Origin of the sequence: Streptomyces sp. HD, assembly GCF_028369295.1 — a bacterium.
Classification (GTDB): Bacteria; Actinomycetota; Actinomycetes; order Streptomycetales; family Streptomycetaceae; genus Streptomyces.
Genome location: NZ_JAQMYP010000029.1, coordinates 91,132 through 109,932, shown reverse-complemented (window position 1 = coordinate 109,932; position 18,801 = coordinate 91,132). Strand labels below are relative to the sequence as shown.

Sequence of the window (18,801 nt, the reverse complement as noted above, 5' to 3'; positions counted from 1 at the left end):
ACGCGCGGCTACGTCAGCCAGGCCGTCGTGTCCGGCGCCAGCCTGCCCTCCTCCAGCGGGCCGCTCGCGATCACCACCTCCCCCGCCGGCAACTCCACCGCCGTGTCGGAGAGGTTGGCCACGCACCGCCAGCCCCCGTGCCGGGTGAAGTCCAGGACCCCGGGCGCGGTGCCGTCCGCCCACTCCAGCTCCTCCCCCTCCAGCAGTTTGCGGCGCAGGCGCAGGGCCCGGCGGTAGAGCTCCAGGGTGGAGTCGTCCACGCCGTCCTGTGCGGCCACCGCGTACTGCGCGAAGGCCGACGGCTGCGGCAGCCAGGAGCCGCCCGCCCCGAAGCCGTACGACGGGCCGGTCGTCGTCCACGGCAGCGGCACCCGGCAGCCGTCGCGGCCCTTGCGGACGCGGCCCGTCTGTTCCCAGATGGGGTCCTGGAGAACCTCGGAGGGGAGGTCGGCGACCTCGGGGAGGCCGAGTTCCTCGCCCTGGTAGACGTACGACGAACCGGGCAGCGCGAGCATGAGGAGGGTCGCGGCGCGGGCCCGGCGCAGTCCCGCCCGCTCGTCGACGGCCGGGGCCTGGCCGCCGGACAGGAGCCAGGCGTTGTCGTCGGTGCCGGGCGGGAGCATCAGGCGGGAGGTGTGGCGTACGACGTCGTGGTTGGACAGCACCCAGGTGGCGGAGGCGCCCGCCGCCCGGGCCGTGGCGAGGGAGTCGGTGATGATCTGTTTGAGTTCGTCCGCGTTCCAACCCGCCTGCAGGTACTCGAAGTTGAAGGCCTGGCCGAGTTCGTCGGGGCGGGCGTACAGGGCGCGGCGGGCGCTCGGGTTGACCCATGCCTCGGCGACCGCCATGCGGGGCGGGCGGTAGGCGTCGAGGATCTTGCGCCAGTCGCGGTAGATCTCGTGGACCTCGTCGCGGTCGTAGAAGGGGTGGGTGCCGGGCGGGAAGTGCGGGAGGGACTCCTCGCCGCTCAGCTCGGGCGCGCCGAGGTCGCGCAGCGGTTCGCTCAGGTCCTTGGCGAGCGCGTGGGCGACGTCGACGCGGAAGCCGTCCACGCCGCGGTCGGACCAGAAGCGCAGGGTGGTGCGGAAGTCGGTGCGGACGTCCTCGTTGCCCCAGTTCAGGTCCGGTTGCTGGGGTGTGAACAGGTGCAGGTACCACTGGCCGTCGGGGACCCGGCGCCAGGCGCTGCCGCCGAACACGGACTGCCAGTCGGTGGGCGGGAGTTCGCCGTGCGGGCCGCGGCCGTCGCGGAAGACGTAGCGCTCGCGGGCGGCGGAGCCGGGCCCGGCCCGCAACGCCTCCTGGAACCAGACGTGCTGGTGGGAGGTGTGGTTGGGGACCAGGTCGACGATGACCTTCAGTCCGAGCCGGTGGGCCTCGGCGGCCATGGCGTCGAAGTCGTCCAGGGTGCCGAGGCGGGGGTCGACGTCGCGGTAGTCGGCGACGTCGTAGCCGCCGTCGGCCAGTTCGGAGGGGTAGAAGGGGCTGAGCCACAGCGCGTCCACGCCGAGGCCGGCGAGGTGGTTCAGGCGCTGGGTGACGCCCTTGAGGTCACCGAGCCCGTCGCCGTCGCCGTCGGCGAAACTGCGCGGATAGACCTGGTAGATGACGGCCTGGCGCCACCAGTCGGGGTTGCGGGACGAGAGGTCTGGGGTGTCGGACGTGGTGGTGCGGTCGGTCACGCGGACTCCTCGTGGGTGTGTACGGGCGACAGTGAGAACTCTGTCCACTTGGCCGGAAAAGCGAACACAGTGCGGAGCGGAGAAGATCATTCCTCGTGTGATGGAATTGTGATTGCCCTTTGAACTTCCCTTGCGTTCCTGCAGGTTGACAGCGTTGTCCCGTCGCCCGACGATGTGCTCACGCTGTGGCGCATGTGACCAATGAGCCCAGTGTTTCTTCTTCGACCACACCCCACGATGGGATACGCATGTCCATAGCGAGACGTGTCATCGCGCGACGCCTGCTGGGGACGGGCGCCGCGTCGCTCGTCCTCTGTGCCGCCGGCGTCGCCTCCGCCTCCGGCGCCTGGGCCACCGGCACGCCCGGCGGTGACGGCTGGAAGTCCGGCGGCAGCTACCGGCCCGGCACCGGCGCCGGCACGGAAACCGCCACCGACCGCTGCCAGTTCTCGCTCGACGGCACGAACTTCTACGACTCCGTCAAGGTCGACGACCAGAGCCTGAAGGTCACCGGCGACGGCAAGGTCCACATCACGGTCCGTGCCGCCGCCGACGCCGGCACCTGCACCGCCTCGCTCGCCTCCTACCTCGCCCACGGGCCGACCTTCGCCACCTCCGGCGAGCAGGTCTTCGTCGACTTCGACTCGGTCACGCTGGGGCCCGGCAAGACCGACACGCTCGACATCGCCGTGCCGGACGCGGGCTGCTTCGGGCAGATCGACCTGTACCGGGGCGCGGTGAAGTTCGACGGCAAGCCGGACGCGAACGACGGCTTCGAACACGGCGACCTGCCCAAGGGCCCCGACCACCCGGTCATCAAGGACAAGCTGATCGCGGCCTGGAACGGCGGCACGAAGGACTGCACCACGGAGCCTCCGGCCACCGAGGAGCCGCCGGCCCCGCCCGCGACGACACCCCCGGCCGAGCCGTCGGAGCCGCCGTCCGAGGAGACGACGCCCCCGGCGGAGGAGACGACCCCGCCGGCCTCCGAGACCCCGTCGACCGAGACCCCGACCCCGGAACCGTCCGAGTCGACGTCCTCCCCGGCGGTGCCCCCGGGCGGCCTCGCCCAGACCGGCGGCAGCAGCGCGACCGGCCCGATCGCGATCGGTGCGGTGGTACTGGTCGCGGGCGGCGCGGCGTTCGTCGTGGCGTCGAAGCGGCGGCGTACGGCACGGTCCTGACCGCGACAGGTCCTGACCCACGGCACAGTCCTGACTGACGGCACGGTCCTGACCTACGGCATGTGAAGGGGCCCGGGGTGATCCCCGGGCCCCTTCCGGCGTTGGTGCCTGAGTCGGGCGTTGCCTCGTTCGGGCCGGTCAGGTGCGTTCCACCGTCGTCAGGTACAGCTTCACGAAGCGGTCCACGTCGACGTCCAGGGCCACGTCCACCAGATTCCGGTCACGCGCGCCGGCGTGGATCTCGGCCTCGCCGAGGCGGACGCGGCGGTCGACGATCGTCTGGCCGCGGGTCGGGCCCGGGGCGAGGGAGACCTCCACCGGGAGCAGGCTGGTGGTGATGCCCGCCGGGTCGACGACCGCGCAGACGGCGCCCGCGTCACCGATGCCGCCGGCCTCGGAGTCGGCGCCGACGTCGGGGGTGGCCGGACGGTGGGACAGCAGCTCGCCGGCGAGACGGGCACCGGGTTCCGCACTCGCCCGCAGGCGCCGTACGTCCGCGCCGGGGACCACGACCCGTTGGAAGACGTCCAGGCCGTACATGGTGATCGGCACCCCGGCCGTGAGCAGGATCGCGGCGGCCTCCGGGTCGTGCCACACGTTGAACTCCGCGACCGGCGTGGCGTTGCCGCAGGCCACCGCGCCGCCCATGAAGACGATCCGCTCGATGTTGCGGGTCACCTCCGGGTGGGCGCGCAGCAGCAGGGCGATGTTGGTGAGCGGCGCCGTCGGAATCAGGGTCACCGGGCGCGGGGACGCGAGGATCTCGCGGCGCAGCAGCGTCACCGCGTCCACGTCGGCCGGGGCGCGGGTCGGGGCGGGCAGGCCGATGTCACCCATGCCGTCCTCACCGTGCACGTGCCGCGCCGAGCGCGCGGGCTCGATCAGCGGGCGTCCGGCACCCCGGGCGACGGGGATGTCGGGGGCGCCGGCCTGCTCAAGCACGGTCAGGGTGTTGCGTACGACGCCGTCCACGTCGGTGTTCCCGGCCACGCAGGTGACCGCCCGCAGGTCCAGCCCCGGGTGGCGCACGGCGAACAGCAGCGCCAGGGCGTCGTCGACACCGGTGTCACAGTCGATGATCACCGGGGTGGGCCGGCCGTCGTTCGTCACGGCGAGGCTCCTTTCGGGGGCCGGGGGCGGGGCCTACAGGAGTGACCTTATGTCCGGCGGGGCACCGTGGGGGTTTGGGTGCACTGCCGTCTGCGGGTCGCATGTGGCTGGTCGCGCCCACGCGGCGGAGCCGCACATTGATACAGCCCCGCGCCCCTTAAAGGCACACCTCGGAGCCGCGCGCTGCGACGCACTCGGTGATCCGGGCGACCAGTTCCGCGCCGGGCATGATGCCGGGCATGCGGCCGCCCCGTAGGCGTACGGCCGCGACGTCACCGTCCGCCGCCGCCTCCCGTTCGCCGATGACCGCCTGGTACGGCACCCGGCGTGCCGCGCGGATGCGTGCGCCCAGGGTGCCGTGCTCGGGACCGGCGAGTTCCGCGCGTAGGCCCTGGTCGAGGGCCCGGCGCAGCAGCTTCTCGGCCTGCTCGACCTGTTCCTCCGAGACGGGAAGGATCACCACCTGCACGGGCGCCAGCCACGCCGGGAACGCGCCGCCGTGCTCCTCGATCAGATGCGCGACCGCGCGCTCCACGCTGCCGATGATGCTGCGGTGGACCATGACCGGGCGGTGCTTGGCGCCGTCGGGGCCGATGTAGTGCAGGTCGAAGCGTTCGGGCTGGTGGAAGTCGATCTGGACGGTGGAGAGGGTGGCCTCGCGTCCCGCACGGTCGGTGATCTGGACGTCGATCTTGGGGCCGTAGAACGCGGCCTCGCCCTCGACGGCGTCGTACGGGATCCCGGAGCCGTCGAGGACGTCGCGGAGCAGTGCGGTGGCCTTCTCCCACAGCGCCGGGTCGGCCACGTATTTGCCGCCGCCGTCCTTGCTCGGGAGGGAGAGGCGGTGGCGGGCGGCGCTGATGCCGAGGTCGGCGTAGGCGCGGGCGATGAGGGCGAGGGCGGCGCGGGCCTCCTCCACGGCCTGGTCGAGGGTGCAGAAGATGTGGGCGTCGTTGAGGTGGATGGCCCGGACGCGGGTGAGGCCGCCGAGGACGCCGGACGGCTCGGAGCGGTACATGCCGCCCAACTCGGCCATGCGGTACGGAAGTTCGCGGTAGCTGTGGGAGCGGGAGCGGTAGATCAGGGCGTGGTGGGGGCAGAGGCTGGGGCGCAGGACGACTTCCTCGGCGCCCAGTTTCATCGGCGGGAACATGTCGTCGCTGTAGTGGTCCCAGTGCCCGGAGATCTCGTAGAGCTCGCGTTTGCCGAGCACGGGTGAGTACACATGGCGATAGCCGGCCTCGCGTTCCGCCTCGCGGATGTACTCCTCCAGGACGTGCCGGACGACGGCGCCGTCGGGCAGCCAGTAGGGCAGGCCTGCGCCCATCAGGGGGTCGGTGTCGAAGAGGTCCAGTTCGCGGCCGAGACGGCGGTGGTCGTGACTGTCGTTCATGGCTACTCCTCCAGATGAACGGACGAGCACCCACGACAAAGCCCCGGGGCACTCGCCCGGGGCTTCGGATTCGCTCAGCTGTCAGCGCGCCGGGACTGGGTCCGGCGTCGTCGTGAGAGACGGGTTGGCGCGCTTCATGGGGCGACGGTAACAGGGGGTGGGTGAGGGCGCGATTGATTTGCGCGGCGTCGCCTTCATCGGCTGCGTCTCTGTCTGCTCAGCGTTGCAGCCACTCGTCGAGAAGTGCGGCCTCCGTCTTGCTGAGACCGGACAGTTCGGGCAGGAGGGTGCGGAAGGCCGCGACGACGGCCGCCGAGTCCTGGGCGGAAACAGCGGGCTCATCCACGAGGATGGCGCGAGCGACCGCGTCGAAGGCGGCATCCGCCAGGTGCGGGTCGCTTTGCCCTGGAGGCAGCGTCAGCAGGGTGTGGACGGTTCCGACGCCCGCCGCGCGGATGAGGTTGACGGCGCGTTCCTCGCTCACCCGAAGCCGCCCGGCGGCGGCGATTCTGTGCACCCGCTCGGCAAGGATCCGCACCCCCTTGACCTGCGCCGGGGTGTCGCGTGCGCGGGCCGGATCCAGCAACAGGCCGTAGACATAAGGATTGGCCAGCCCGAAGCCGATCTGGGTGTTCCATCCGGCTCGCAGGTCTTCGACGGGGTCGTCCGAGGGCGCCGTGGCCTGTTTGCCCTCCACGTGCTCGGCGAAGACATGCTCCGCGGCGGCATCCAGCAAGTCGTCCTTGTCCTGGAAGAACCGGTAGAGAGCAGGAGGCTGCAGCCCGGCCTCGTGGGCCACGCGGCGCGTGGTCACCGCGGCCGCCCCCTGTTCGCGCAGCAGACCGGCCGCGGCCTTCACGATGCGATCCCGAGTGACGTTCCGCCGCTGCGTGTTCGGAGCCTTCGAAGACATGGACACGATGGTATCGCTCGTACGCATCCAATGGAATTATCAGTGTTACCGTGATTTCAGTTCCGCTGGAAACATCATCTGATGGGAGCAACCGATGCTGATCGTCACCGGAGCCACCGGTCGCCTCGGGGCGCTGATCGTCGACCGCCTGTTGGAGCGGGTACCGGCCGACAGGATCGGCGTCAGTGTGCGCGATGTGAGCAAGGCCGCCGGCCTCGCCGAGCGCGGCGTCCGAGTCCGCGCGGGAGACTTCACCGAACCCGACGGCCTGCAGCACGCCTTCGAAGGTGCCGAGCGCGTCCTGGTCGTCTCCGCGGCCATCCGGGGCGGCGGCGCGCTGACCGCCAACACCGCCGCGATCGACGCGGCACGGGCGGCGGGCGCCCGACGCATCCTGTACACCAGCCATCAGGCCGCCTCTGCCACGTCGCTCTTCCCGCCGCAGCGGGTCCACGCCGCCACCGAGGAACACCTCAAGCAGCAGGGAGTGCCCTACACGGCCCTTCGCAACGGGTTCTACGCCTCCGCATTGGGCCCCTACATCGGAGCGGCGCTGAAGACCGGCACACTCGCCGTGCCGCAGGACGGTCCGGTGTCCTGGACGGCCCACGAGGACCTGGCAGAAGCCGCGGCCATCGCTCTGACCCAGGACAGAGCCGTCGAAGGGATCACGCGGCCGCTGACAGCCCCTCACACCCTGGACTTCGCCGACGTCGCCGAAATCCTCAGCCGCATCACCGGCCGGACCATCACCAGAGCCGTCATGGACGACGACGAGTGGACTTCCGCGGCAGTCGCCGACGGGATGCCGCGGCCGGCCGCGGAGTTCTCCCTGACGATGTTCGCCGCAGCGCGCATGGGCGAGTTCAAGGCCACCGACCCCACGCTGGAAGCCACCATCGGCCACCCCGCGAAGACCGCCCACGAGGTCTTGGAGGCCCTCGTGCACTCCCGGTAGAGGGCGACGTCGTCACCCGGACGGACCGGCGCGCTGGTGGAGGTAGTGCCGTGGTGGTGCCTTAAGAACACGTACCCGGTCTTGGGCGCGTCCCCGACCCCGGCACAGGAGGCTCGCGATGCCCCGACCCCCGGCCCGCACCGTCATCGCCTCGACGCTCTCGGCAGCGGCCCTGCTGTCCGCGTCCGCATGCTCCTACGGCGACCTGGGCCAGGCCGCCCGGGCCGTCGGTGCCCCGGACTCCCCCGCGGCCACCGTCGGCGCGTCGTCGGCCCCCGCCGCCGCTCCCACCCTCACCGAGGCCCAGGCCCGTGCCGCGCTCATCAGTGCGGAGGACCTCGGTGAACCGTGGGTGCCCACCAAGGGCTTCGCGACCTGGCGGGACGCCATGCTCAAGGCCGACACCGAGAAGGCCGACTGCAAGCGGCTGCTCGACGCCCTCTACGCGGAGGAGCTCTTCGGCCCCGACGCCCGTACCCGCGCGTCCGTCGGACTGGACGACGAGTGGGACGAGGCCCAGCTGCGCTACCAGATCGTCGCCCACCGGCCCGAAGACCTGGACCGGACGCTGAAGTGGCTCGCCGGCCTGCCGGAGAAGTGCGGCGAGTTCACGGCGATCGCGGGCGGCGGAGAGCTCACCGTCAAGGTGAGTGAGGCCGAGATGCCGGAGGCGGGGGACGCCCGGCAGGGGCTGCGGATCGTCCTCGGCGCCGTCTCCGAGTACGACGACGCTCCCATGCTCACCCTGCACGTCGCCGCCGTCCGCGTGGGCGACGACGCGATCGCCATCACCAACGGCGGCCTGGGCGACGTACCCGCGGACGCCACCTCGGCGGCCGTCGAACTCGGCACCCGCCGGCTGGCGGAGGCCAGGAAGCGCGGCAGGCAGGACGTCTAACCGAGGCGGTCGACCGCCTCCTTGGCCTCCTTCAGGCCCGCGCCGGTGATCTCCCGGTAGAGCTTGATCGCCGGGATCTGCTTGCCCTGCCGCACGAGCGCCACGACCTCGTCCATCCGCGGCTCCTCCTCACGCAGCCCCAAGTGGTCGAGAATCGAGTCGAGTTTGCGCTCGACCCGGGCAACTCGACGGTCGGCCTGCGAAATCCGGCTCTGGATGCTCCAGACCGCCGTCATGCCGACCACGAAGAAGAAGAGACCCACTATTTCCATGGTTGACGATCCTAGGCGCGCTCCGTACGGCCTGGTCCGGCGGCCTGGTCCGGCGCCCTAGTCACCATCGCGGCCCCCGTCGAAGTCCCCCTCGCGGTCCCCGTCGAACCGCAGCCGGTGTGCCACCACGTCCCGTGCCACGTCCAGTGCCGTACGGCCGCGGGCGAACGCGTGGGCGCGCAGGCGGGCCAGTGCCTCGGCCGTGCCGACGGCCAGTTGGGCCATGATCATGCCGGTGGCCTGGTAGACCACGTCGTGGTCGGTGGCGAGGCCGCTCAGCCACTGCTCGTCCCCGGGCCGGCCCGCCTCCTCCTCGCGCGGCAGCGCCATCAGCGCCACGGTCATCATCCCGGCCACCAGCCGCGCCGTCCGCAGGTCCCGGTCGGTGAGGTCGCCGGGGGTGTCGCGGTAGAGGTCGAGGGTGCCCACGCACACCGTGTCGTTGCCGAGCGGCAGCGAGTACACCGCCTGCACCCCGGCGGCCGTGGCCTGCTGGGCGAAGACCGGCCAGCGCAGCACGTCCCGCCCGGCCGTCAGATCGCGGGCGAGCACGGGCGTACCGCTCTCCGCCGCCGACTGGCAGGGACCGTCACCCAGAGTGGCCTGAATCTCCGTCACATACGCGGCCTGCGCACTGCTCGCCCCCAACTGCACGGGCAGACCGTCACTGTGCAGTGACACGCTCGCGCCGCTCACCGGCAGCAACTCCACGGCGACGTCGCACAACTGCCCCGGTACGTCTCCGGGACCCGCGACGCGTACCCCGTCGGTACTCGCGTCCGCGGCACCGCCGCGCTCCGGTCCCCGGTCACCACGCTGCTCGTCTCTGGGCCGCACGGCAGCCTCCTCGGTTCGAGCGCGGCCTGCTGGCTCCAGGGCCCCTGACCGCTCGCCCCGGACGATGCCCGACTACCCGTAGCCCGCGCCCCAAAACCCCGGGACCGCCGCACCCCCAAGGGGCGCGGGGAACCGCGCGACCAGCCACGACCGTGCCGCAGATGCGCGACCAGCCACGACGGTGCCGCAGCCGACCGACGGCACCTCGCGGCACCCCGGTGGTCAGGCCACTGCTAGCGGAGCGCCTCGTACGGGTTCGCCGGCTGCGCGACCCGCCGCACCGACCCGGCGTCCATGACGGGCGGCCAGGCCCCGTCCGTCCCGAGCGCGCCCTCGGGATGCCAGGTGCCGGTGACGGTGACCCAGGTGTCGGCGGGCGGCGCGTCCGCGCCCCGGATCTCGACCTTGCCGGTGGTGGCGTCGGCGGCGCAGCAGGCGACGAGGAGACGGGTGACGTACCAGGTGCCGTCGGCGTCGCGCGTGACGAACCCGGTCAGCCGCACCGTGCGGCCCGCCAGCGACCGTCCGCTGTCGTAGATCGCCCGCGAGCCGAACTCGGCGAGCGTCAGCTCGACCGGGTTCCCGGCAGGCAGCGCCGGAAAGCGCCCGACGCCCTGGGCCGCCCGCTGCGCCGCCTCACGCTCGGCGCTGTAGGAGCCGAGGGCGGGCGGCGGGAAGAGGAGGAGGGCGAGGGCGGGGAGGGTGAGGAGCCAGGCGACGCGGGGGCTATGGTGGCCGCCGTGCTGATCGTGGGCGTGGGAATCGTCGCCGGACTCGTCGTGCTCGCCGTGCTCGCGTTGCTGATCGCGGCCGGCGTGCTCGCCGTGCTCTACCTGCTCTGCGTGCTGGCCCTGCTCGGCGTGCGGTTCCTGTTCCGGTCGCCCGACAAGCGCCGCGGCCACCGCCAGCAGCACCAGCAGAAAGCCGGACACGACCAGGTATGGCCGTAGTCCCGCCTGCACGTACCGCAGATACAGCTCGCTGAACAGCGAGATCCGCAGGATCGCCGCCCCCGTGAGGAGCAGCAGCACCGCCGGCCCGTACCGTCTCACAGCAGCCACCACCCCACCAGCACGCTGCTCACCACGGCCACCACCCACGTCGCCGCCGAGAACCGCACCGCGAAGGCCCGCCCGAAGGTCCCCGCCTGGAGGGCGATCAGCTTCAGGTCCACCATCGGGCCGACCACCATGAACGCGAGCCGCGCGGTCGGCGAGAAGCCGCTCAGCGAGGCGGCGACGAACGCGTCGGCCTCGCTGCACACGCACAGCACGACCGCGAGCAGCGCGAGAAGCAGCACCGACACCCACACCGACCCGGTGAAGAGGTCCAGTACCGAGCGCGGCACCGCGATGTTGAACGTCGCCGCGGCCGCCGCGCCCAGGACGAGGAAGCCGCCCGCGTGCAGAAAGTCGTGCTGGAGTCCGGCGGCGAAGGCGCGCAGCCCCCTGACGCCGGGCTCGGCGTGCCGTTTGGGCGGACGCAGCCACTCCTCGCGGCCGAACCGCGCCCACAGCCAGCCCATCACGATCGCCGTCGCCAGGGAGGCGACCAGCCGCCCGAGCACCATCTCCGGCTGCCCGGGAAAGGCGACGGAGGTGGCGACGAGCACGACCGGGTTGATGGCGGGCGCGGAGAGGAGGAAGGCGAGGGCGGCGGCCGGGGCCACCCCGCGTCGCATCAGGCTCCCGGCCACCGGCACGGACGCGCACTCGCAGCCCGGCAGGACGACACCGGCCGCTCCCGCGACGGGCACCGCGAGGGCCTGATTGCGCGGCAGCAGTCGGCTGAACACCCGCTCCGGCACGAAGGCGCCGATCGCCGCCGAGACGACCGTGCCGAGCAGCAGGAAGGGCACGCCCTGTACCGCGATGGCCGTGAAGACGGTCCACCAGGCGGCGACGGGCGGGGTGTAGAGGTCGAGCGCGAGCGCGGGGCCGAGGACCGAGACGACCGTGACGATGGCGATGAGCGCGGTGCCGCCGAGCACGGCGTACACGAGCGTGCGTACGACGAGCCGTAGCCCGTCCACCACGGTCCGCTGGTTCTCCACCGTGCCTGCCCCCACCTGTTCGAACAACTCCGCGAAGGCTAACCGGTGAGGGCTGTGGACGGGCTGGGGTTCCCCGTGGTGCCGGCTGTGGGATGTGGCGTGGCCGGCGGTGGTGGATGCCGGGGCGGGCCGTCGGTCGTCTGCGGGGCAGTGGGGGCTGACCGCGCAGTTGCCCGCGCCCCTTCAAGGCGTGGCAGGCGGGCGGGGTGGTGAGGCTTCAGGGGGCCGAGGGGTTTTACAGAGGAGGTTGTGCGGGGGCGGGCCCCAGGGTGGTGGTGCCGGGGGCCGTGCGGTGGCCGAGGCCCGTGCGGTACGCGTCGAGCGCCGCCTCCACCCGGCCGGTGCGGCGGAGCAGGTCGCCCAACAGTCGGCACAGGTCGGCCAGGTCGCCGGCCGCGCCCGCGCGTTCCAGCAGGCTGAGGGCGCGGACGTAGTGCTCCTCGGCGGTCTCGGTGTCGTGGGCGTCCTCGGCGATGATGCCGAGGAGGCGGTGGGCGGCGGCGGAGTGCAGGGCGCCGCGTTCGGGGCTGAGATCGCTGAGCACCTCGTGGAGGAGGGCGGCGGCCTCGTCTGACTTGCCCCGCCGGTGCAGTACGTCGGCGAGTTCGACGGCGACCTGGCTGGTGTAGAGGGCGGCGCGCCGGGCGGTGAGCATGATCTGGGCCTCGCGCAGTTCGGCCTCGGCGCGCTCCAGGTCGCCCTGCTGGGCGTAGACGTAGCCGCGCATCCAGTGGCAGTTGGCGAGTTCGGTACGGATCTGGAGCTGCCGGTACAGCTCGGCGGCCTTGGCGAGGGAGGCGTCGGCCTCGGCGACCCGCCCCTCGGCGAGCAGGGTGCGGGCGACGGAGCGGTGCATCCGGGCGACCAGCGCCGGGTCGGCGGCCTTGGGGGCGAGGGCGAGGGCGTACTCGGCGGCCTGGGCGGCGCGGGCGTGGGCGCCCATGTCCATGTAGGGGCCGATGACGCTGGCGTAGAGCAGCAGCAGGGCGTCGGGGTCGTGCAGTCCGCCGCGGTTGAGCTCGTCGAGGGTGGACTCCAACAGGTAGACGGCGTAGCGGAGTTCACCGGCGAGGTAATGGGACACGGCGCGTCCGCGCAGTGCGGGGACGCGGGCGGGCAGCGGGGCGTCGACCTCGGCGAGGATCTGCTCGGCACGCTCGAAGTGCCCCTGGGCGTAGGCGAGTTCACCGACCTCGACGGCGCATTCGCCGAGCCCGAGCAGCGCGACCGCCCGCTCCTCGGCGAACCCGTTCGCCTCCGCCTCCGCGAGCAGCACGGCGTACTGTTCGGCCGCCGCCTCGGTGTCGCCGGTGGCGAGGGCGCGCTGGGCGCCGGTCAGTCGCAGTCGCAGGTCCGTGACGAGATGCGCGGGCCGCCCGGTGACCAGCTCCTCGAAGGCGACGCCGAGCCGCTCGGCGATGTGCCGCAGCGCGTCGTCGGAGGCGCGGACGCGGCCCGCCTCCAGGGTGGAGATGTACGCGGGGGTGTAGGCGGGCTCCGCCAACTGCCTCTGTGTCAGCCCGCGATCGGCCCGCAGCTGTTGCACTCTGCGCCCGATGGTTCCCGGGTCGTCACGGTCCGACATCGCTCAACGCCCCCAACTCGCCCTGTGCCTCTTGCCGTTCGAGTCGGCCGACTCTAGGTTAAACCGAGGATTAAGCGTGTTTAACCTATGGCTGTTGCGAGGTCTCCGTGCAGGAACGCACCAGCACCACCGAGCGCTACACCAGGGGCTTCGCCGCCGCGGTGATCGCCGTGGCGACGCTGATTCTGGCGGCGAACGCGGGCCCGGCGCGGGCGGCGGCCCTTCATGCCCGGGACGCGGAGCGGGCTCAGAACTCCGCGGTGTCCAGCTCGAACCCGAGCGGGTCGGGCAACGGCACGGTGAGGCCCAGCTTGTACTTGGCGCTCTTGGCGTAGTCGTCGCCGGACGGGTCGGAGTAGACGGTGATCTCCGCCTTCTCCCGGTCGATCAGCAGGTAGACGGGGATGTCGGCGCGGGCGTAGCCGTGGATCTTCTTGTGGCGGTCGCGGTCGGCGGTGCTCTTTGAGGTGACCTCGGCGACGAGGAGGACGCCGGACGGGTCGTGCCACACCTCCTGGTCATCGAAGGTGCCCCTCGGGGCGATCACCAGGTCCGGCTCGACGTGACCGGTTTCGGAGGGGCCGGGGAGGTTGAGGCCGATGCCCGTGTAGTTACGCAAGGACCGATCGTGGCGCCGCTGGGCGACCTGATCAGTGAGCTCCGACACGAGCTCCTCGTGCTCCCCGTTGGCCGGTTGCGTCACGCAGATCTCTCCTTCGATCAACTCCACGCGCCAACCCCGGGGGGCCGCCGCACTGAAGAGCTCGAAGACCTGCTCCACGCTCGCGCCCTCATAGTCGGGCACGGCGTTGTCCGCGTCACTGTCGCCGTCGGGGTCGTCGTACGGCCCATGAATGGCCTCGCCCTGGTACCCCGGCATGATGATCGGTTCCGCCACCGCCATGACAGACCTCCTTCGCTCGACGCGACGCTCCCAGGGTAGACGGGAGGCCCGCACAAGGAATCCGGAACCGATCACCCGAACGAGTGTGCTGTTACGTTTCCCCTAAGTCAGCAGTTCCAGGTCGCCCAGTAGAAGTTGCCCTTCAGCTCGCCGGTCGGGAGGAAGACCGGGGTTTTGATGTCGATGCCCGGAAGGCCGCCGTTGCCGGGGTAGTACCAGATGTAGTGGCCGTGCTTGCGCTCGCCGTAGTGGACCTCCAGGTAGCCCTGGGAGTGTCGGATGTACGGCGCGAACCACCAGGCGCCCCGCTGGCCGGCCGGGATGGTCGTGGTGTGGGTCTCGGTCGCGGTGTGGGCACTACCCACCTTCCAGGTCTCGGTCTGCGTGTCGCTGGCCTTCATCCCGGCCTCGAACGTGTCGCTGAAGCCGGAGGACACCTCCACGGACGTCTCCTGCTGGAAGGCGTACTCGGTGCTCGTGGTGTTGGTGTCGGTACGGGTGAGGGTCAGGTCCCGGTTGCTGGCGCAGTTGCTGATCGTGTTGGAGACCTGACGCCGCTTGCCGAGTTCGGTCTCCGCGCTCTGCTCGTGGTACTGGCACGAATCGGCGTTGCCGTTGTTGCAGTCCCAGAGCACGTCGGGCATATCGTCGCCCCAGCCGGGGGTGGTGTTGGCGCTGGCCGTGCCTGCGGAGAAGGGGATCAGCACGAGGGCGAGCGCCGACGTCAGCATCGCCGTCCGGCGACGGCCGTTCTTCAGGATCTTCATGTGGGGGTTCTCCTGTCGGATGCCTCGACCCGTTCGTCGGGCCTGGCCGCTGCCCCGGCCGAGGAGGAGTTCGGAACCGGGGCAGCGACAGGTCGATCGTCGAGGGGGCGGGAGTTGATCGGCCAGCCTCTCCATCAGGTCAATCAATCGGCTCTCACCAGGCGAATCAACGCCCGGCCAGTCAGTCGCCGCACAGCCTGCGGTACGGCACGTCACGCACGTACGTCCGCCACTGCGCCCGCGTCAGCTCGCGCTCTCCCGCCCGCGCGCACACGGATTCGACCGCCCGGTTCGGGTCGATGGTGTAGCGCTGGAGAGGCACGTGCGCACTGCCCGCGTACACGGTGGCGCTGTCCGCGGCGAACGCCACCGTGTCGATCGACTCACCCGGTGTGGTCAGCGGGCCGCCGAGCGGCTGCTGGGTGGCGATGTCCCACAGCTGGAGGCTCCCCGCCTCGCCACCCACCGCGAGCGTGCGGCCGTCGGGGCTGATGGCGAGGGCGCTGACGGCCTCGGAGGTGTCGCCGCTGATCGGGTCGGGGCCGCTGTCCTGTCCAGCAGTCGTTCCCTCCAGGAGCGCGGGGAAGACGTTCGGCAGGGCCCCCTCCCGCTGCCGGACCGCTCCGTCCCACAGCGCCACCCGGCCCGTCTGGTCCCCCGCGGCGAGCCGCGAACCGTCCGGTGCGAAGGCGAGGGCGCCGATCTGGCCGCCCTGGACCAGGTCGCGTCCGGTGGCCTTGCCGTCCGGCAGCGTCGCCGTGCGGTTGTCGCCGGCCAGGAGCCCCTCGTCGGGACGGACGGCCAGGTGACTGCTGGACAGGCCGGCGAGGACGGCCGTCCGGCGGTGGCGGGCGACGTCCCAGGTCTCGTTGGCCAGCTCGCCGACGGCCGGTGTGCGGGTGACGTGGAGCGTACGGGCATCCGGGCCGAGGGCGATCGTGATCACCGCCCCGGCCGACGTCTTCGCCGCCAGGTCCAGCGTCGTGCGGACCCGGCCCCGGGCGACGTCCCAGATCGCGAGGCGCTGCGGGGACGCCTCGTAACCGGGCGCCGAGACGGAGTACGCGAGTGCCTTGCTGTCGGGGCTGAAGGCAAGAAGGGGGAGGGTGTCCTGCGGGATTACCGGCCGGGAGGGATCGCGCGATACAGGGAGCGGGGTGGGCGGCAGTGTCCTGAGCAGGCGTCCGTCGCGGGTGTCGCGCAGCTCGAAGCGGTAGGTGCCGCCGGTGCGTCGCGCGGTGGCGAGGGTGCGGCCGTCCGGACTGATCAGCACCTTGTCCGCCGGCTCCTCCTGCCAGGCGGGCGTCACGGCCGCCGTGACGTCCAGGGTGTGGACCGTGCCGGCCTCCAGATAGCGCAGCACCGGGCGGGTGGGGTCCCAGGCCGGAGCGCCGTACAGGTGCTGGTTGTTGAGGGAGTGCCGGAACACCGGGGCGTCGGCGCCCAGCCGCCACACCCTGATCTCCTCCCCGTCGACGATCGCCAGGAAGTTCCCGTCATGGCTGAAGGCGGCGTACTTCACTCCCGTGTCGAGGAGCTGGTCCAGACTCTCCCCCGACCGGACGTCCCAGACCAGCACGCCGCTCGGGGTCACCGCGGCGAGCCGTCCCCCGCCGAGCACCAGCTGCGAGCGCTCCTGGCCACAGACGTCGCCCGAGCGTTCCCAGCGCCCATGCACGATGCGCCGGGCCGTGAGGTCCCGCACCTGCGGCGCGCCACCTCCGAGGGAGCAGAACGCGAACAGCCGGCCGACCGCGCTCGGCACCGTGCTGTCCAGCTCCGTCTCGAACAGCAGCTTCCCGTCAGCGGCCGAGTGCACCCCCGCCCGGTCGTCGCTCAGAGTGCCCACGCCATACGTGCCCTCGCCGAAGTCCACGAAGGACGACGCCGGCAGCCGGTCACCCAACCATCGTCCGGCGGCCGTGTCCCACAGCTGTACTCCGCCGTCCCGGCCATGCTCCTGGATCGCCAGCAGCCGCCCGTCCGGGCTCGCCCCGACCGCGGTGCCGGCCTCCGGCAGCCGCCCCTCGGCGATCCGCCGGTGCCGTGCCACGTCCCAGGTCCGCCAGGTGCGCCCCGCGACGCTGAGCAGGGTGCGACCGGAGTCCGTGAGACGGCGGAAGGGACCGTCGCCCGGTGCCCGGTCGCTGAAGGTGTCCAGTTCCTGCTGGCCGAGCGCGCCCAGCAGCGCCCGCCGGGTCTCCGGCAGCTCGGACACGCGCCAGGCGGCGACGCCCAGCAGCTGTGCGGTGCGCGGGTCGGTCGTGCGCAGGCCGTCCGCGACGGCGGCGATACGGCGGGCCGCGTCGTCGATGCGGCGGCGCTCGTTGTCCCGGCTCTGGGTCCAGGCGGACAGACCGGCGACCAGCGCCACCGCGAGGACGGCCGACAGTACGCCCACCGCGGCCCGCGCCCGGCGCGTGGAGCGGACGACGGCCCGGCGTTCCGTCTCGCGGGCGGCCAGCGCGGCGGTGAGGAACTCACGTTCCGGCGCGGTCAGGGAGTAGTCGTGCTCGGGGTCGGGGAACAGCTCCGCCACACGGTCCAGGCGGGTGCCCCGGTACAGGGCGCCGGGGTCGCGGTCGTGCTCCAGCCAGACACGGGCGGCATCGGTCAGCCGACGGTGGTGGCGCAGCCGCTCCCGGTCCTCCTCGATCCAGCCGCGCAGCCGCGGCCAGCTGGTGATCAGCGCCTCATGGGCGAGCTGGACGGCGTCCTCGTCGACGGTCAGCAGCCGGGCGCGGGCCAGTCGCTCCACCACCACGGGCGCGTGGGGGCACGCCCACTCCTCGCGTTCGGCCCGGGTGAGCGGGCGCCGGGTGTCGGGGGTGCCCTGGCCGGGCTCGACCATCCGCAGCAGCAGCCGCCGGGCGGCGTCCGCCTGCTCCTCGGTCAGCTGCCCGTACGCCTCCTCGGCGCTCGCCGCGATGGCGCCGCGCACTCCGCCGGCCGCCTCGTATGCGGCCAGGCTGAGCACCCGGCCCTTGCGTCGCCGCCAGGTCTCCAGGAGGACGTGCGAGAGCATCGGCAGCCCGCCGGGCTCGTCGAGGATCTCCTCCACGATCCGCGCGGTCAGCTCCCGCTCCACCAGGTGCCCGACCTCCTGCGCCGGCTTGACGACCGCCTCGCGCAGCTCGTCCGCGGTCATCGGTCCGACCAGCAGTCCGGCGCCGCACAGCGTGTCCGCCAGGCCGCGGTGCTCGCCGCAGCGGGGGTAGAAGTCGGCGCGTACGGCGATGAGGACGCGCAGCCGGCTGCCGGGGTCCCGGGCGGCGAGCAGCAGGTCGATGAACCGGGCGCGCTCCGCCCGGTCCCGGCACAGGGTGAAGACCTCCTCGAACTGGTCGACGACCACCCAGCTCTCGGGCTCGTCCGCCGCCGGGGTCAGGAGATGGCCGTACGTGGCGGCCGGCCGGTCGCCGGGCGTGAGCACCCGCAGCACCGCCGGACGCCCCTGGCCCGCGATCTCCTCCTGGAGCCGGGGTATCAGTCCGGCCCGCAGCAGCGAGGACTTCCCGCTGCCGGAGGCGCCGAACACCGCGGCGAACCGGTGCCCGCACACCAGCTGGAGCAGGTCCTCCGTCAGCCGGTCCCGGCCGAAGAACAGCCCTTGGTCGTCCGGCTCGAACCGGGCGAGGCCCCGGTACGGCGGCGCCGCGTCCTCGTCGTCCTCGCGAACCTCCCCCGCCACCTCCGCGTCGGCGTCCTTCCAGCGCGGCTCCCACTCGTCCGGGTCGCCGCCGCAGGCCCGCACATAGCCCTGGACGACGGCGAGGGACGGCAGCCGTTCACCGGCCGCGGCCTGTGACAGCGTTGTCGCGGAGAAGCCCGCCGTCTCGGCCATCTTCCGGTACGAGGGGTTCCCCGCGGTCCCGCGCAGCTCCCGCAGCTCGTGCGCGAGCCGCGGCACGGGACCGGCCGTCGGGTCCAGAGGTCTTTCCGGGCGCCCCATGCGCACACCTCCGTACGGCTGGCGAAAGGGACATCGAGCGCGACGAACGTACAAGCCGCTCGGTGACGCCCGGGTTGCCCGGGGGTGACGTTGAGGCGATGCGACATGTGATGTGCATCAATCCCTTCCGCCGATCCCCTTCCGCCCACGAAATTGATTGACCTGCCAAATGGGACGTGGAAATCAACGTTCCGGTTCGGTCCTCGGTCCGGGCGGTCACGAATCACCGGGCTCTTCGAAACCGTGCCGGTCAAAGACGCGGCAGAACAGAAGGCCGTGCGCGCACCGCCGCC

Annotated in this window: 15 protein-coding genes; 3 read left to right on the top strand and 12 right to left on the bottom strand. The window is 72.2% G+C overall.

The features are described 5' to 3' along the window. Positions 1-8: 8 nt before the first annotated feature. Complete coding sequence (locus tag POF73_RS26905) at positions 9-1,682, bottom strand: glycoside hydrolase family 13 protein (protein WP_272120412.1); 1,674 nt, start codon at positions 1,680-1,682, stop codon at positions 9-11. Positions 1,683-1,930: 248 nt separating this feature from the next. On the opposite strand from POF73_RS26905, the gene POF73_RS26900 reads away from it, so the two are divergent. Next, positions 1,931-2,866 (top strand): LAETG motif-containing sortase-dependent surface protein, encoded by a 936-nt coding sequence (locus POF73_RS26900; RefSeq protein WP_272120410.1) that lies wholly within the window; start codon positions 1,931-1,933, stop codon positions 2,864-2,866. A 138-nt stretch (positions 2,867-3,004) separates the two neighbouring features. Here the strand turns inward: POF73_RS26900 and POF73_RS26895 are convergent, their stop codons facing one another. From POF73_RS26895 to POF73_RS26885, 3 genes are all read right to left on the bottom strand, one after another. Further along, on the bottom strand, positions 3,005-3,976 hold the full coding sequence (locus tag POF73_RS26895; protein ID WP_272120408.1) for a nucleoside hydrolase: 972 nt from the start codon (positions 3,974-3,976) through the stop codon (positions 3,005-3,007). A gap of 157 nt (positions 3,977-4,133) precedes the next feature. Beyond that, on the bottom strand, positions 4,134-5,369 hold the full coding sequence (gene thrS / locus POF73_RS26890) for a threonine--tRNA ligase (protein ID WP_272120406.1): 1,236 nt from the start codon (positions 5,367-5,369) through the stop codon (positions 4,134-4,136). 217 nt (positions 5,370-5,586) lie between these two features. Next, positions 5,587-6,282, bottom strand: coding sequence for a TetR/AcrR family transcriptional regulator (locus POF73_RS26885; protein WP_272120404.1), 696 nt, complete (start codon positions 6,280-6,282; stop codon positions 5,587-5,589). A gap of 94 nt (positions 6,283-6,376) precedes the next feature. On the opposite strand from POF73_RS26885, the gene POF73_RS26880 reads away from it, so the two are divergent. Both POF73_RS26880 and POF73_RS26875 read left to right on the top strand, forming a co-directional pair. Further along, on the top strand, positions 6,377-7,240 hold the full coding sequence (locus POF73_RS26880) for an NmrA family NAD(P)-binding protein (protein WP_272120402.1): 864 nt from the start codon (positions 6,377-6,379) through the stop codon (positions 7,238-7,240). Positions 7,241-7,358: 118 nt separating this feature from the next. After that, the gene (locus POF73_RS26875) at positions 7,359-8,138 is read left to right on the top strand and encodes a hypothetical protein (protein WP_272120400.1); all 780 of its coding nucleotides are present in this window, start codon (positions 7,359-7,361) and stop codon (positions 8,136-8,138) included. On the opposite strand, the gene POF73_RS26870 is transcribed toward POF73_RS26875, so the two are convergent. The 8 genes from POF73_RS26870 to POF73_RS26835 all read right to left on the bottom strand — a co-directional run bounded on the left by POF73_RS26870 (position 8,135) and on the right by POF73_RS26835 (position 18,508). Then, a complete protein-coding gene (locus POF73_RS26870; protein ID WP_272120398.1) occupies positions 8,135-8,410 on the bottom strand; it encodes a ribosomal protein L7/L12 in 276 nt (91 codons plus the stop codon). The two genes, POF73_RS26875 and POF73_RS26870, sit on opposite strands and share 4 nt — an antisense overlap. Positions 8,411-8,467: 57 nt before the next feature. Continuing rightward, on the bottom strand, positions 8,468-9,247 hold the full coding sequence (locus POF73_RS26865) for a GAF and ANTAR domain-containing protein (protein ID WP_272120397.1): 780 nt from the start codon (positions 9,245-9,247) through the stop codon (positions 8,468-8,470). Between the two features lie 233 nt (positions 9,248-9,480). Next, positions 9,481-10,299 (bottom strand): TIGR03943 family putative permease subunit, encoded by an 819-nt coding sequence (locus tag POF73_RS26860; RefSeq protein ID WP_272120463.1) that lies wholly within the window; start codon positions 10,297-10,299, stop codon positions 9,481-9,483. Beyond that, a complete protein-coding gene (locus POF73_RS26855) occupies positions 10,296-11,300 on the bottom strand; it encodes a permease (protein ID WP_272120461.1) in 1,005 nt (334 codons plus the stop codon). Before POF73_RS26855 ends, POF73_RS26860 begins: the two co-directional genes overlap by 4 nt. Positions 11,301-11,535: 235 nt before the next feature. After that, entirely contained in the window at positions 11,536-12,885 is a 1,350-nt protein-coding gene (locus POF73_RS26850; RefSeq protein WP_272120395.1) for a transcriptional regulator, read from the bottom strand. 247 nt (positions 12,886-13,132) lie between these two features. Continuing rightward, the gene (locus tag POF73_RS26845; protein ID WP_272120393.1) at positions 13,133-13,789 is read right to left on the bottom strand and encodes a Uma2 family endonuclease; all 657 of its coding nucleotides are present in this window, start codon (positions 13,787-13,789) and stop codon (positions 13,133-13,135) included. A gap of 107 nt (positions 13,790-13,896) precedes the next feature. Further along, positions 13,897-14,556 (bottom strand): hypothetical protein, encoded by a 660-nt coding sequence (locus POF73_RS26840; RefSeq protein ID WP_272120391.1) that lies wholly within the window; start codon positions 14,554-14,556, stop codon positions 13,897-13,899. A 181-nt stretch (positions 14,557-14,737) separates the two neighbouring features. Further along, positions 14,738-18,508 carry an nSTAND1 domain-containing NTPase gene (locus POF73_RS26835; RefSeq protein WP_272120389.1) on the bottom strand — a complete coding sequence of 1,257 codons (3,771 nt, stop codon included), beginning with the start codon at positions 18,506-18,508 and terminating at the stop codon, positions 14,738-14,740. Between the last annotated feature and the right edge of the window lie 293 nt (positions 18,509-18,801).